The 14,223-nt window shown below is 65.0% G+C and carries 15 protein-coding genes, 1 tRNA gene and 1 pseudogene; 6 read left to right on the forward strand and 11 right to left on the reverse strand.

What is annotated here, in order from left to right:
• Positions 1–89: 89 nt before the first annotated feature.
• Positions 90–875, forward strand: coding sequence for a SigB/SigF/SigG family RNA polymerase sigma factor (locus A5752_RS00975; RefSeq protein ID WP_156613497.1), 786 nt, complete (start codon positions 90–92; stop codon positions 873–875).
• Here A5752_RS00975 and A5752_RS00980 read toward each other — a convergent pair.
• Positions 872–2,824, reverse strand: a complete 1,953-nt coding sequence (locus tag A5752_RS00980) for a serine/threonine-protein kinase (protein WP_067080672.1) — start codon at positions 2,822–2,824, stop codon at positions 872–874. The genes A5752_RS00975 and A5752_RS00980 overlap by 4 nt on opposite strands.
• Positions 2,825–3,046: 222 nt before the next feature.
• Here A5752_RS00980 and A5752_RS00985 point away from each other — a divergent pair.
• The 3 genes and pseudogenes from A5752_RS00985 to A5752_RS00990 all read left to right on the forward strand — a co-directional run bounded on the left by A5752_RS00985 (position 3,047) and on the right by A5752_RS00990 (position 3,939).
• A tRNA-Thr gene (locus A5752_RS00985) sits at positions 3,047–3,119 on the forward strand.
• Between the two features lie 35 nt (positions 3,120–3,154).
• Positions 3,155–3,561, forward strand: a pseudogene (locus A5752_RS26910) (HNH endonuclease signature motif containing protein).
• A 51-nt stretch (positions 3,562–3,612) separates the two neighbouring features.
• The gene (locus A5752_RS00990) at positions 3,613–3,939 is read left to right on the forward strand and encodes a hypothetical protein (protein WP_067080675.1); all 327 of its coding nucleotides are present in this window, start codon (positions 3,613–3,615) and stop codon (positions 3,937–3,939) included.
• A 2-nt stretch (positions 3,940–3,941) separates the two neighbouring features.
• Here the strand turns inward: A5752_RS00990 and A5752_RS00995 are convergent, their stop codons facing one another.
• Entirely contained in the window at positions 3,942–4,763 is an 822-nt protein-coding gene (locus A5752_RS00995) for a hypothetical protein (RefSeq protein ID WP_067080677.1), read from the reverse strand.
• A 102-nt stretch (positions 4,764–4,865) separates the two neighbouring features.
• Here A5752_RS00995 and A5752_RS01000 point away from each other — a divergent pair, with 102 nt between their 5' ends.
• Together A5752_RS01000 and A5752_RS01005 are read left to right on the forward strand one after the other, a co-directional pair.
• Positions 4,866–5,579: a response regulator transcription factor gene (locus A5752_RS01000; protein ID WP_197500513.1), complete on the forward strand. Its 714-nt coding sequence runs from the start codon at positions 4,866–4,868 to the stop codon at positions 5,577–5,579.
• Positions 5,580–5,602: 23 nt separating this feature from the next.
• The gene (locus A5752_RS01005; RefSeq protein WP_067080683.1) at positions 5,603–7,021 is read left to right on the forward strand and encodes a sensor histidine kinase; all 1,419 of its coding nucleotides are present in this window, start codon (positions 5,603–5,605) and stop codon (positions 7,019–7,021) included.
• Here A5752_RS01005 and A5752_RS01010 read toward each other — a convergent pair.
• The 9 genes from A5752_RS01010 to A5752_RS01050 all read right to left on the reverse strand — a co-directional run bounded on the left by A5752_RS01010 (position 7,009) and on the right by A5752_RS01050 (position 14,205).
• Positions 7,009–7,413, reverse strand: coding sequence for an HIT family protein (locus tag A5752_RS01010; protein WP_067080686.1), 405 nt, complete (start codon positions 7,411–7,413; stop codon positions 7,009–7,011). The two genes, A5752_RS01005 and A5752_RS01010, sit on opposite strands and share 13 nt — an antisense overlap.
• A gap of 76 nt (positions 7,414–7,489) precedes the next feature.
• On the reverse strand, positions 7,490–8,380 hold the full coding sequence (locus tag A5752_RS01015) for an SDR family NAD(P)-dependent oxidoreductase (RefSeq protein WP_082963685.1): 891 nt from the start codon (positions 8,378–8,380) through the stop codon (positions 7,490–7,492).
• Positions 8,370–8,816, reverse strand: coding sequence for a nuclear transport factor 2 family protein (locus A5752_RS01020; protein ID WP_067080689.1), 447 nt, complete (start codon positions 8,814–8,816; stop codon positions 8,370–8,372). Before A5752_RS01020 ends, A5752_RS01015 begins: the two co-directional genes overlap by 11 nt.
• A 4-nt stretch (positions 8,817–8,820) precedes the next feature.
• A complete protein-coding gene (locus A5752_RS01025) occupies positions 8,821–9,948 on the reverse strand; it encodes an NDMA-dependent alcohol dehydrogenase (protein WP_067080692.1) in 1,128 nt (375 codons plus the stop codon).
• Between the two features lie 91 nt (positions 9,949–10,039).
• The gene (locus A5752_RS01030; RefSeq protein ID WP_067080694.1) at positions 10,040–10,600 is read right to left on the reverse strand and encodes a nuclear transport factor 2-like protein; all 561 of its coding nucleotides are present in this window, start codon (positions 10,598–10,600) and stop codon (positions 10,040–10,042) included.
• A gap of 2 nt (positions 10,601–10,602) precedes the next feature.
• Positions 10,603–10,812: a ferredoxin Fdx gene (gene fdx / locus A5752_RS01035; RefSeq protein ID WP_067080699.1), complete on the reverse strand. Its 210-nt coding sequence runs from the start codon at positions 10,810–10,812 to the stop codon at positions 10,603–10,605.
• Between the two features lie 8 nt (positions 10,813–10,820).
• On the reverse strand, positions 10,821–12,173 hold the full coding sequence (gene cyp51, locus A5752_RS01040) for a lanosterol 14-alpha demethylase (protein ID WP_067080702.1): 1,353 nt from the start codon (positions 12,171–12,173) through the stop codon (positions 10,821–10,823).
• Positions 12,170–12,997 (reverse strand): SDR family oxidoreductase, encoded by an 828-nt coding sequence (locus A5752_RS01045; protein ID WP_067080704.1) that lies wholly within the window; start codon positions 12,995–12,997, stop codon positions 12,170–12,172. Before A5752_RS01045 ends, cyp51 begins: the two co-directional genes overlap by 4 nt.
• Positions 12,997–14,205, reverse strand: a complete 1,209-nt coding sequence (locus A5752_RS01050) for a cytochrome P450 (protein WP_067080707.1) — start codon at positions 14,203–14,205, stop codon at positions 12,997–12,999. The genes A5752_RS01045 and A5752_RS01050 overlap by 1 nt, the downstream gene beginning before the upstream one ends.
• Positions 14,206–14,223 lie beyond the last annotated feature (18 nt).

Consider the following 14,223-nt stretch of genomic DNA (forward strand, 5'->3'; position numbering starts at 1 on the left):
TCGTTTCGGCTGGTCAACATGGGGGTATACGTGTTCGATCAGGTTCAGATCCGAGCCCGCCAATCCATTTCCGAGGGACGGATGTACCCGTGGCTCGACCCAATTCCGACTACTCAGACGTGACGGAGATGTTCCGTCACCTCAAGACCCTCGATGAGGGGTCGCACGCATATCGCCAGCAGCGCGACCTGATTTGCCAGCGCTGCCTTCCCCTGGCCGATCACATCGCGCGGCGCTACCGCAACCGTGGCGAGGCACATGAAGACCTGGTGCAGGCCGCTCGCGTCGGCCTGGTCAATGCACTCAACCGGTTCGACATCGACAACGGGACGGAGTTCCTGTCTTTTGCCGTGCCGACGATGATGGGCGAGGTCCGCAGGCACTTCCGAGACCACGCGTGGGCGGTGAAGGTGCCGCGCACCGTCAAGGACCTCCAGATGAGGGTCAACAAGGCGACCGCCACGCTGGCGCAGGGTCTGAACCGCGCGCCGACCGCGACCGAGATCGCCGAGCACCTCGGTGTCGACCGCGAGCAGGTGGTGCAGGCTGCGATTGCCGGCTCCAACTATTCGACGTTGTCGACCGATATCCCCGCGATGCGTGACGACGATTCGGCATCCATCGGGGATGGATTCGGCAGCGACGACGCCGGTTACGAGAAGGTGCTCGACGTCGAGACTGTGCGGCCGCTGATCGCGGCTCTGCCCGACAAACAGCGCGAGGTGCTGACGTTGCGCTTCTTCGAGGACATGACGCAGAGCCAGATCGCAGCGCAGATCGGCTGTTCCCAGATGCACGTCTCGCGGCTGCTCGCGAAAGCGTTGGAGGCCTTACGAAGTCAGGTCAAGGAATCGGTCCTCGCCGCCGCGAGCTAGTGCGGAACTCGGCTGCGGATCACCCGACCGAGCGCGCGCAGATCGGATTCGATCTGTCGTGACAGCCAGTACACGAACACGAATCCAGCGATGCCTCCGATGCACAACACGCGGATCGGCACGATGACTTCGGCGATCTCGGCAGGGGTCAAGAACGTCACGGCGACGATGCCGAGCAGTGGCACGGACGCTGCGATCGCGAGATAGGTCGGTAGCCGGCGGCGCAACGCGTCGAGCTGCTCGACTTCCGGCGGATTCGTCTGGCCGTATGCCACCAGCTCCGGGTAGACACTGCGCACCACGACGAACGTCAACAGGAAGAACGGATACGCGATCGCGATCGCACCGCAAATGGTGATCGACCCGAAGAAGTGGATCACGAACCTCCCGGGCAGGCCCCCTTCCGAGAACTGCAAGGTGAGCGGAAACATGATCGCGGCCACCATCCACAGGCCGAACACGACGGCCACCACGCGATCGGCGGTGACGATGCAATCGTGGCGCGCGAGACTCACCGATTCCGGAGGCGGCGCGGGACCCCGTCGTAAACGCCGCGGAACCAGGATGACCCGGCGGGTCCAATAGATCAGCACGGCACCACCGAGCGGGAAGAGAATGGAATTCGACAGCGTCGTGACCAACAGGAACCGTTCCTGCGCCTGTTCGGAGAGCTGACTGACGATGAATAGGCGATTGTGTTGAATGTTGTAGCCGCTCGACAGCAGATTGGGAATCAGCACGGCCAGCAACGCAATCGGCAAGAAATACGGTCGCATCCGCAGCCGCCAACTTCCTACCGGTGGGTCCACCAAGTCACGCGCCTGCGGATCGAGGCACAGCTGAAATTGCTCGGCGAGTTCGGCGCCCGATGACCAGCGTTCGTCGCGGTCGGCGCTCAATGCCTTGAGCAGCACGCGCTTCAGTGCGGTAGGACAGTCCGCGGGTAGAGCGGCGAGCGCTGCGGGTGACACGCCCTGTGTGCGGGTTTTCAGCATGAGTTCGAGCGCCTTGATGTCGCCGATCGGTCCGGCGTTCGCCCGAGCGGCCTGTGCGGGAGAATCATCGAACGGCTTCTGACCGGTCAGCAGTTCCCAGAGCACGACGGCGAGAGAGAAGATGTCGCTGCGGGCGTCGAGGGTCGCCATGTCGGGGGTGTGCCCGGGCTGGCAGGCCACGAGTTGCTCCGGGGACATGTACGACAGCGAACCGCCGAAGTATTCGAAAGGGCTTGCGCCCGTTACATTTCGGGCGAAGCTGATGTTGAAGTCCGCGAGCTTGGGCGTGCCGTCGGGGGCGAGCAGGACATTCGCGAGCTTGATGTCGCGGTGCAGCACGCCCCGTGAGTTCGCATAGTCCAACGCCTGAGCGAGCCGCTTTCCCAGCCAGGCGACCGTGTCGGACCAGGGCAGCGAGGCGAGCTCTGCGCGGATCGCCGAGTCCGTGGGGCGGATCTCCCCGCGTGCCTCCAGCGCGTTGTCCACCGCGTCGAGCAACGTCTGACCGGTTGCGGGTGGCCTCTTTGCGCGACGGATCGTCTCGACGACTTCCAGCAGTGTCCCGCCGGGCAGATACTGCATGTAGAGCAGCCGCCAGTTCTGATCGCGCAGGATGCGTTGGTCGAAAACCCGGACGATGTAATCGTGATCCAGCTGAGCCAGGGTCTGCGGTTCGTGGCCCTCGTTCGCGGAGATCTTCACCGCCACCAGCCGTTGCATCGACCGTTGCCGGGCGAGGAAGACTCTCGCGAATGCTCCGCTGCCCAATTCGAGCAGCAGATCGAAGTCGTCGAGTTGCTGACCGATCTGAATTTGGGTGAGGCGGCTCGACGGATTGACCACGGCGAACGACGCCTCGTATGCCCCGGTGCGAGTTCCGTTTCCGCCGGCGCCGTCGCTGGGCGCCTGAGTTCGGGTGAATTCGAGCGGATAATCGGCGGTCGAATCGGTCATGACAACCTCGTTCCAGGTTGTCTCATCGTATCGACGACGCGGCTGGCCTGGGACTTCTTGGGCGAATACCGGCTGGCCGTGTGCGGCGATAGCGCGGGCAGCGAGGGTGAGGCTGTTGAGATGCTCAACTGCCCCGCTCAGCAGCCTGAACGCCCACGACAGCCGTACCGTGCATTTCCAAACAACATCACGCCGTAGAATGACCAGGGTTCTAGCGAGCCGGCCGCGTTAGCTCAGATGGTAGAGCATCGCTCTTGTAAAGCGAATGTCGAGAGTTCGAGTCTCTCACGCGGCTCTTCACTTGTCCGCCCTCCTGTTTACGGTCGCGTTATGGCGAGGACGTGTCCGGGCTGCGGCTGTGAATTGACAGGTCGTAGCCAGAAAGTGTTCTGCTCCAATTCATGTCAGCAGGCTCATCGGCGTCGGTTACTTCTAGGATCTTGGCTTGAGGCCGGTACCTGTGGCCGGATTTCTTACCAGGGCAACTATGTTCGGGAGTACCTCCTCGAGCAGCAGGGCGAATGTTGCGCCATCTGTGGCACAGATTCTCAGTGGAATGGTTCAAGCCTCGCGTTAATCATCGACCACATAGATGGCGATGCGACGAACAACCATCGTGAGAATCTGCGGCTGGTGTGTCCGAACTGCGACAGTCAACTCCCGACCTATAAGGCGAAGAATCGAGGCAACGGCCGGTTTTACCGGGAAAGCGCTACGCCGACGGGTCGTCTTACTGAAGGGGGCCATCCGAGTTTATCGGGTCGCCGGTTCGGGGAACTCCGCTGCCCGTGACTGTCAGGGACGATCTGCTCAGCGACTTCTCCGATGTATATCCGGGGTTGCCCCGCCCGCGTGTGGAACGGCTGCTGACGCTGCTCGACGAGAGCGCGAGCACCGAAGGAGGCCTCGGCCTCAGCATCGCCACCGCCATCAAGCCGCTGGTGCCCGACATCGCCTCGCGCATCGAGTCCTACAAGAAAAGCGACGTCGACGACTATGTCCGGATGCTGCGCGGTGCGACGGTGCTGTTGCTGCAGCGGTGGCAGCCCGAGGACCAGCCGCCGACACCCGAGAGCGTGTCAGAGGCGATTCAGACCATCGAAGCCGACGCCTGAGCTCACTCCTCGACGTCGATGATGCGTTGAGACGTCACCGTCCGTGACGACGACCGGGCGCGCGGCCTGCGACCGGGCAGCGGGATCCGGTCGGCGATATTGCTGAGCGGGTTGACGACCTGGCTCAATGTCACGACCGCGTCGTGCAGCGCGTCGATCGTCGGCGCGAGCGCTTCGAGCCCCGGAGCCAGCCGGTTCAGCGTGTCCGCGACGTCGGCCAGCTTCAGCAGCGGCCCGTCCGGATCGGTCAGGGTGTCCAAGAGTCCACCCTCGGCGAGCAGGCGGTCCGCCACGCCGTCCTCGCGCAGCACCCGTTCCACCAGACCATCGTTGGCCAGAAGCTGATCGGCGAGCCCGCCCGGTGCGATCACGCGCGACAAGGCACCGTCGTCGGTGGTCATCCGATCCGCGAGGCCGCCCTCCGCCATCAGCTGGTCCACCAGCCCGCCCGGCGCGACGGCCCGGGCGACGGCGCCGTTCTCGGCGGTCATCCGGTCCAGCAGGCCACCCTCGGTGGTCAGCTGATCGACCAGCCCACCTGGACGCAGCAGCCGGTCGAGCGGGCCGTTGGGTGCGAGCGCCCGGCCCAGCGGGGCGTCGTCGTCCATCAGCCGGGCCAACCGGTTCGCGCGCTCGACGGCGTCGTTGAGGCCGAGCATGGTCGCAAACGACGCCGGGCCGGCGCCGCCATCCGTGGTCTCGCCGAGCGTGCGCTGCGCCATGCTCACCGCGCCCGTCGCCATGGCGAGCCCCGCATCGGCGACCGCCAGGGCGGCTTTCGCAGGCGCGGTCGCGATATCGGTCAGCGCTTTGCCGAAGTTCATCACCTCAGTCTATGGAGGGCGCAAGATCAAGAACTCACAGGAAGTGCACAGCCTGCTCGCAGGAACCTCGCCAGTGAAGAGGCGGACAGTGATGGAGTGGCCATGCCTGCATTACCCGAGAACACACCGGAGGCCAAGGTCCTCGTCGTGGACGACGAGGCCAACATCGTCGAGCTCCTGTCTGTCAGCCTGAAGTTTCAGGGGTTCGAGGTCTACACCGCCTCCAACGGACCCGCAGCGCTGGACAAGGCGCGCGAAGTACGCCCGGACGCCGTCATCCTCGACGTGATGATGCCAGGCATGGACGGCTTCGGCCTGCTACGCCGGCTGCGCGCCGACGGTATCGACGCGCCGGCGTTGTTTCTGACCGCGCGCGACTCTCTCCAAGACAAGATCGCCGGCCTCACGCTCGGCGGCGACGATTACGTGACCAAACCGTTCAGCCTCGAGGAAGTGGTGGCCCGCCTGCGGGTGATCCTGCGCCGCTCGGGGCGCGGCGTCGAGGAGCCCCGCAATTCCCGGCTGACCTTCGCCGACATCGAACTGGACGAAGACACGCACGAAGTGTGGAAGGCCGGGGAGCCAGTGTCGTTGTCACCGACGGAGTTCACGCTGCTGCGGTACTTCATCATCAATGCCGGGACGGTGCTGTCGAAGCCCAAGATCCTCGACCACGTGTGGCGCTACGACTTCGGCGGCGACGTCAACGTCGTCGAGTCCTACGTCTCCTACCTGCGACGCAAGATCGACACCGGCGAGAAGCGCTTACTGCACACGCTGCGCGGCGTGGGGTACGTGCTTCGCGAGCCGCGGTGACGAAGAACGCCGACAATGGATAGATGATCGGGCGCGTGCCGCTGAGGGTGGGCCTGGTGGCGGCCACCCTCTTGCTGGTGGCGTGCGGCCTGCTCGCGTCCGGGGTGGCGGTCACCACGATCCTGCGCCACACCTTGAGCAGTCGCGTCGACCAGGAGTTGCTCGACGCATCGCGCGGGTGGGCCCAGGCGCCGCGCCGGGGTTCCAGCGATGCGCTGGAGAGCCCGAACCCCGCCCGGCCGCCCACGAACTTCTACGTCCGCGGCGTCGGCGCCGACGGGCATATCTGGATCGCGGTCAACGACCGTGACGCGGAGCCGGCGCTGCCGCCGGACAACGACGTCGGCCCGGAACCGGTCACCGTCGGCTCACTCGACGGGTCGGGTGTGCAGTGGCGCGCGATGACGGTGCGTAGTCCCGAAGGTGTCGTCACCGTGGCCATCGACTTCTCCGACGTGCAGACCACGGTGCGCGAGCTGATGTACGCGCAGGTGGGGATCGGGTTGGCGGTGCTGCTGGTGCTCGGCGTGGCCGGCTATGCGGTGGTGCATCGCAGCCTGCGGCCGCTGGTCGAGGTCGAGCAGACGGCGGCGGCGATCGCGGCGGGGGATTTCGATCGGCGTGTGCCGCAGCGTGATCCGCGAACGGAGGTGGGCCGACTGTCGTTGGCGCTCAACGGCATGCTCTCCCAGATCCAGACGGCGATGGCGGCGTCGGAGGCGTCGGCCGAGCAGGCCCGCAGTTCCGAGGAGCGGATGCGGCGGTTCATCACCGACGCCAGCCACGAGTTGCGCACCCCGTTGACCACGATCCGAGGCTTCGCCGAGCTGTACCGGCAGGGCGCGGCCCGCGATATCGAGATGCTGATGAGTCGCATCGAAAGCGAGTCCAGCCGGATGGGGCTGCTCGTCGAGGATCTGCTGCTGCTGGCGCGCCTCGACGCCCAGCGTCCCCTTGAACGCCGGCGTGTCGATCTGCTGACGTTGGCCACCGACGCCGTGCACGACGCCCAGTCCATCGCGCCCAAGCGGACCATCACGATGGAGGTGCTGGAGGGGCCGGGCACCCCGGAGGTGCTCGGCGATGAAGCCCGGTTGCGCCAGGTGCTGGGCAACCTCATGGCGAACGCCCTGCAACACACCCCCGAAGACGCCGGTGTCACGGTGCGGGTGGGAACCTTGGGCGACCGTGCGGTGCTGGAGGTCTGCGATGAAGGGCCAGGGATGACGTCCGACGATGCGCAACGGGTCTTCGAGCGGTTCTATCGCGCGGATTCGTCGCGGACGCGGGCCAGCGGCGGCACCGGGTTGGGGTTGTCGATCGTCGATTCGCTGGTCCTCGCCCACGGCGGAACGGTCGACGTCGCGACCGCTCCTGGACGCGGCTGCACGTTCACGGTCAGCCTGCCGCGGATCGCCGAGGTGACGGCTCAGGTCAGCTGAGCCAGCGCTGCCTTGATCTTGGCCTGGGCCTCGTCGAGCGATTCCCGCGACGGGTTGGGATCGGCGTTGGCGAACCCAAAGTCGGCGAGGTCGCTGGTCGGGAAGACGTGAACATGCAGGTGCGGCACCTCCAGGCCGGCAATGATCACGCCGGCGCGGTCGGCGGGGAATGCCTTGACCACGGCCTTGCCGATCAGCTGAGCGACCTCCATGACCCTGGCGAACACCGCGGGTTCGACGTCTTGCCAGTTGTCGATCTCGGCGCGGGGCACGACAAGTGTGTGGCCCTGCGTGATTGGCGCGATCGTCAGGAAGGCGACGATGTTGTCGTCTTCGTAGACGAACCGGCCGGGAAGCTCCCCGTTGATGATCTTGGTGAAGACGCTCGCCATGGCCTCAAGCATGGCAGGAGCCCGACCGCCTACACCGACCGGGGCGTGGGACCACGGAACCGCGGTATGGCGCGTGTCAGCGAATGTGCTCGTGGATCTCGGTGACCGACCACGGCGGACTGTTGTGGTGGTCGCGGTAGGCGAGAATCGTCGGCGTCGGCCTGTCGAAGCGTCCGACGAAGCCGCCGGCGGCGATGAAGATCTGGCCCGTCACGTCGGCGGCCAGGTCGCTTGCCAGATAGGCGTATGTCGGCGCGACGTATCCCGGCGGCGGAGCATCGAGGGCGCCGCGCATACTGATCTCGTCGAGCAGGCCGCGACGGTGTAGATCTGCGATCTGCGCTTCGTAGTCCGGTCCGGTCGAGATCCTCGTCCTGGCGCCGGGGCACACGACGTTCGCGCGCACCCCGTGCTCCTTCAGTTCGGCGGCGATCGCGAGTGTCAGGCCGTTCACGCCACCCTTGCCCGCCGGATAGCCGGTACCGCCGTAGTCGCCCAGGAATGCGAACGAACTCGTGTTCACGATCGCACCGCCGCCTTGAGCGACCATCCTCGGTGCCGCCGCGCGACACGTCTCGAACGTCGTGGTGAGATGCGCATCGAGCAACTCGCGGAACTCACTCGAACTGACCGTGAGGATCGACGATCCGGCAGGCTCGGCGACGCCCGCACAGTTGATCAGGATGTCGATCTGCCCGAACTCCTCAACACACGTGTCGATGAGTGCGTCCGCTATATCGGGATCGGCGGGCGAGCCGGCCACGCCGCGGGCATTCGGAATGCGTTGTGCCGCTTCCGCTACGGCTTCGGGGTCACGGCCATTGACGACGACCCCCGCCCCATGGGCGGCAAGCAGTTCGGCAATCGCCAGCCCGACGCCTCGCGAACCGCCGACGACGACCGCGCCCCGCCCGTTCTGGGGGTACCGCCCGTCCGAAGGGTAGGGGGACGACGGCCTACTTGCCATCCGTCGACTGGCCACCCGCCTGGCCGAACTCCATCATGTCCATGTTCCAGTAGCCGCGCAGGTTGGTGAGCAGCCCGGCATCGTTGACCTTGTAGGTGAAAACTCCGCGCACCGTGCTGGTCATCCCGTTGTCGAACCTGCTGCGCAGCACCAGGATATGAGCTACTTCGTGCGGCGAACTGGACGGGAACGTTTCCTCGCAGGTGATCCGCAGGTCGTTGGAGGCGATGTTGGCGTCGTAGAAACCGGACACCGCCTCCTTCCCGCGGATTCCCGTGCCATCCGGGTTGGTGAACGACTGCCCGATCGGATCCTCGATGACGACATCGTCGGCCATCAGACCCAGCCAGCCCTCCTTGTCGTGGGAATGCACGCATTTCCACGAATTGTGGGAGGCCGCCAATGCCGGTGTCTTCTCGACGGTTTCGGCAGACACGGGCTTACCGGTCGTCGTCGGTGTAGCGGATGACGCCGCGGATGTTGCGGCCCTCGAGCATGTCCTGGTAGCCCTCGTTGATCTGCTCCAGCTTGTATTGGCGCGTGATCATGTCGTCGAGGTTCAGCTTGCCCGCCTTGTACATCGACAGCAGCTGCGGGATGTCGTAGTGCGGGTTGCCGCCGCCGAAGATGGTGCCCTGGATGCGCTTCTGCATCAGCGTCAGCATCGCCAGGTTGAGGTTCACCTCGGTGTCGAGCAGGCTGCCGATCGCGGTCAGCACACACGTGCCGCCCTTGGCGGTGAGGTTGAGGTAGTTGTCGACGTCCTTGCCGTGCAGTTCGCCGACCGTGACGATGACCTTGTTGGCCATCAGACCCCAGGTGACCTCCGCGATGCCGGCCATCGCCGACTCCCAGTCCGGATATGCGTGCGTCGCACCGAATTTCAGCGCCTGATCGCGCTTCCACTCCACCGGATCGATCGCGAAGATGCGGCGTGCGCCCGCGGCGACTGCGCCCTGCAGTGCGCCCATGCCGACACCGCCCACGCCGACGATCGCAACATCCTCGCCCGGGCGGATGTCACCGCTGCGCACCGCCGAGCCGTAGCCCGTCGTGACACCACAGCCGACCAGGCAGGCCACCTCGAACGGGATCGACTCGTCGATCTTCACGACCGAGCTGCGGTGCACGACCATGTACGGGGAGAAGGTGCCGAGCAGCGTCATCGGAAAGACGGGCTGTCCCTTGGCATGAATGCGGTGTGTGCCGTCGGAGACGGCGGTGCCGCCGAGAAGACCGGCACCCAGGTCGCACAGGTTGCGCATTCCGGCCTGACACGACGGACAGCTGCCGCACGACGGAATGAACGACAACACGACGTGATCACCGGGCTTGAGATCCTCGACGCCCGGGCCGACCTCGGTCACGATGCCCGCGCCCTCGTGTCCGCCCAGTACCGGGAAACCGCCCATCGGGATGCCGCCGGTCACCAGATGGTGGTCGGAGTGGCACATCCCCGACGCTTCCATCTGAATCTTGACCTCGTCCTTGACGGGGTCTCCGATCTCGATCTCCTCGATCGACCAGGGCTGGTTGAACTCCCAGATGAGAGCACCTTTTGTCTTCATTACAACGTGCCTTCCGCTAGTACCGGTGACCTCAGACTAGAGGCAGTAGTTAGGTAGGTCACACCCACCCCCAATCAACTGCTTGGCCGGGTCACCAGATCGATGCCGGCGCCTGGCCGAGGGGGTAGTAGCCGGGCAGCTTCTCCCCGGCCAGTGAGCGCTCGATGCGCTTTTGCATCCCCGGTGACAGGTCGCCGGACTCGATGAGCTTCGCGTACCCCTTGGCCACATGGCCGAAGTCGAAGAAGTCCCGCTGCCACTCGATCTTCAGAGCCCCGTCCTGCCCTTGGGCGGTCAGTCGGAACCAGCTGCCCCCGATGCCGTAGATCTCGTCTTGGGTGCCGTCGGACTTGTTGACGATCTGCTTCCAGAACCCGACGATCTCGCCCTGCTTGTCGTCGATGATCACCTTCTGGTACTCGTACACCCAGTTCTCCAGGCCCTCCATCTCGAGACCCAGGGCGACGTCGCGGATTTCGTCCTTGCCGACGCACATCACGTCTTCCTTGGGCCCGATGTTCCAGCCGTAGGTCGCGTCATCGGTGTAAAAGTCCGCCAACGGCTTCCAGTCACCGTTGCGCTCGGCTTCCCGGTTGGTCTCCAGCCACTGCTCGACCCATTTCTCGAGCGCTTCGCGGGGTAAAGACGGCATTGTCAATCTCCTATTTCTCGAATGGCCAGTGCCTGGGTTGGGCACATGTCGACGGCGTTCTGAATTTCGTCGCGGGCGTCGTCGGGCGGTTCGGCGTCGAGAATCTCGACTTTCCCGCGCTTGGGCACCCTGAAGTAATCGGGCGCCTCGAGCTCACACATCGCGTGACCCTGACACAGGTCAAGGTCTACTTCGACTCTGTAGCAACCCATTTCGATCCCTACCTGGTCCGCCTGCGGTACCGGGCTTTCGCCGGGCGTTGCAGCTGCACCACCATCTTCGAATGGTCGTTGCGGTAACTGTCAGCGGGCTGGGCCATCTCGAATTCGTACTCGCGCAACAGCACCGAGAAGATCGCCTTGATCTGCATCTGGGCGAACGCCGCGCCGACGCAGCGATGCCTGCCCGCACCGAACGGAATCCACGTCCACCGGTTGGCGATGTCGGCCTGCTCGGGCTTGTTGTAGCGATCCGGGTTGAACGCATCGGGGTCGGGGAAGTCCTCGGGGATCCGGTTGCTGATTGCCGGCGAGGCCGCCACGAAGTCGCCCTTGTGAATGGGGAACCCGGCCACCTCGAACTCACCCTGCGCCACCCGCATCAGGATGATCAGCGGCGGGTGCAGCCGCAGCGTCTCCTTGACCACGTTGTCCAGCAACGGGATCTGGCGCAGCGCGTGGAAGCTCACCTCCTGGCCGTCGGCGTAGAGCTCATCGAGCTCGGCCTGCACCTTCGCGTAGATCTCGCGGTGGCGGATCAACTCGATCAGCGTCCACGCCGAGGTCCCCGAACTGGTGTGGTGCCCGGCGAACATCAGCGAGATGAACATGCCGGTGACCTCGTCGGCCGAGAATCGCGGGTTGCCCTCTTCGTCCTTGATCGACACCAGCACGTCGAGCATGTCGCGGTCGGACTTGTCCTTCGGCGGATTGGCCAACCGCTGATTCATGATCTCCTGCACCAGCTCAACGAGTTTCACCCTCGCTTCGTCACGGCGACGGAAACTCTCGATCGGCAGGTACGGGTCGACGTAGCACAGCGGGTCGGTCCCGCGCTCGAGGTCGTGGTAATACTCGGCGAACCGGTGGTCGAGCTGGTTACGGAACTTGAGTCCGATCAGGCACGCCGTCGAGGTGTAGATCGTCAGCTCGGCGAAGAAGTCGAGTAGTTCGATCTCGCCCTCGTCGCCCCAGTCGGCGATCATCTTCTTGACTTCGCCCTCGATGGTCGTCGCGTGGCCCTTCATGTGCTCACCGCGCAGCGCCGAGTTGTGCAGCATCTCCTTGCGGCGCTCGGGGCTGGCGTCGAAGACCACGCCCTTCCCGAAGATCGGCGTCATGAAGGGATAGGCCTCGGCCTGGTCGAGATCCTCGTCGGCCGAACGGAAGAAGAACTCGTTGGCCTCGGCGCCGGAGAGCAGGATGACGTGCTTGTCCACCAACTGGAACCAGCCGACATCGCCACATTCCTCCCGGATCCGCTTCATCAGACCGATCGGATCGGTGCGGAACTCCTCGAGGTGCCCGTGTTCTTCTTCGCCGCCGGAAACCCGGGGCACGATCGCGGTCGTCATGACTTCAAGTTCTCCTCGTTCAACTTCAGCTGCTGGCGTTCTGCGGGCGCACTGGTCAACGGGGCTTCGGGCTGAAGCTCCATGTTCGCGATGAACCCGCCGCGCGGGGTCTCCGCCACGAAGGCGATGGCGCGGGCAAGGTCGGCGGCCCGCAGGAAGTAGTCGTGTCGGGCCTGGCCCCACTTCGCCCAATCCTCAAGGGCCGGGCCGATCTTCTCGGCGGGCAGGCTCCAACCCATGCTGGTCTTGGTGGGTCCGGGGTGCACGATTGAAGCGCGAACACCGGTGCCTTCCAACTCCATCTGGAAGTTGTGGACCATGGCCAGCAGCGCCGCCTTCGCGGCGCCGTAGGCGCCCATGTGCGGCCGCTGGCGCAGCGCCACATCGGATCCCACGAAAATCAGGTCACCGCGCTGGCGTTCGAGCATGCCGGGCAGCACCGCAGCCGCCAACCGGTTGGCGCCGACCAGGTGGATCTGCAGCTGGGACTCGAACTCGTCGGTGGTGATCTCGGCGAGCTTGCCGAAGTAGGTGTCGCCGGCGCCCGCCACCAACACCTCGATGTCGCCGAGCGCCTCGACCGATTGCGCGACGAAGGTTTTCACCGAGTTGGGATCGGTGACGTCGAGGTGAAACCCGACAGCCTCGCCGCCGTCGGCGTTGATCTTGCCGACGATGTCTTCGAGCTTCTCGACGCGGCGAGCGCCGAGTGCAACGGGAAAGCCGCGCGCGGCCATCTCGATCGCCGTCGCCTCGCCGATTCCGGAGGAGGCGCCCGCAACGATGACGGGGCGCCGTTCGGGCAGGGGGTCGAACCGGGGCATCAGACAGTCTCCACAGTGATCGGAAGGTGAGCGAATCCGCGGACATTGCTCGAATGGACGCGGACGGCGTTGGCCTCGTCCACCTCGTATCCGCGGATTCGCTTGAACAACTCGGTCAGCGCGACCCTTGCCTCCATACGCGCCAGGTGCGCGCCGAGGCAGAAGTGGGCACCACTACCGAAACTCATGAGCTTGGAGCCGATTTCGCGACCGATCACGAATCGGTCGGGATCGTCGAACACCCGCTCGTCGCGGTGAGCCGATCCGGGTAGCAAGAGCAGGACATCACCGTCGGGGATGGTGGTGTCGTACAACGTCAGCTCACCCGCGACGGTCCGCGCGAGGATCTGGCTGGAGGTGTCGTAGCGCAGCGTCTCCTCGACCCACAGCGGCACCCGATCCAGCTCGGCGTAGACGGGCGTCAGCTGGTCCGGGTTCTTGTGACCCCAGAACGCGGCGTTCGCAAGCAGTTTCGTTGTGGTCTCGTTACCGGCGATCACCATCAGGAACATGAAGCCCAGGATCTCGTCGTCGGTGAGCCGATCACCGTCGATCTCGGCCTCGAGCAACGCGGTGGTCAGGTCGTCGGTGGGCTTCTTACGGCGCTCGGCCACCATGCCCTGGTAATAGACGATCAAGTTGATCGAAGCCTCGACGGCCGAGGGCGGCACATCGGTGACGCCTTCGTCCCGGTGCATCACGCCGTCGGCCCAGGCGCGTACCTGCGTGCGATCGGCTTCGGGCACACCCATCAGTTCCGAGATGACATCCATCGGAAGCTTTCCGGCGAACTCGTCGACGTAGTCGACTGTTTCGTCCGAACGCGCCTTCTCCAACATGGTGTCGAGGTGCTGCACCGCGATCTCGGTGACCCGTGGCTCCAGCTCCCGAATTCGCCGCGGCGTGAAGCCCTTCGACACCAAGGTGCGCAGCCTCAGATGGTCCGGGTCGTCCATCGCGAGGAAGGACATGGTTTTCGACGCGTGCGGTCCGCGCGACGCCGGATCCAGGGACACCCCGAACTTGTTCGACAACGTGGTGCTGTTGCGAAAGCCCTGCAGGACATCCTGGTGCCGCGACAGCGCCCAGAAGCCGAGCTCGTCGTTGCGGTACAGCGGCGCCTCGTCGCGCAACCGCTTGTAGTACGGATACGGATCCTCGTGGAAGTCGTAGTCGTAAGGGTCAAGCACGATTTCGCTGATGGTCACTGCTCGTCTCCGGCGCTT

Origin of the sequence: Mycobacterium sp. 852002-51961_SCH5331710 (assembly GCF_001665535.1) — a bacterium.
GTDB lineage: Bacteria > Actinomycetota > Actinomycetes > Mycobacteriales > Mycobacteriaceae > Mycobacterium.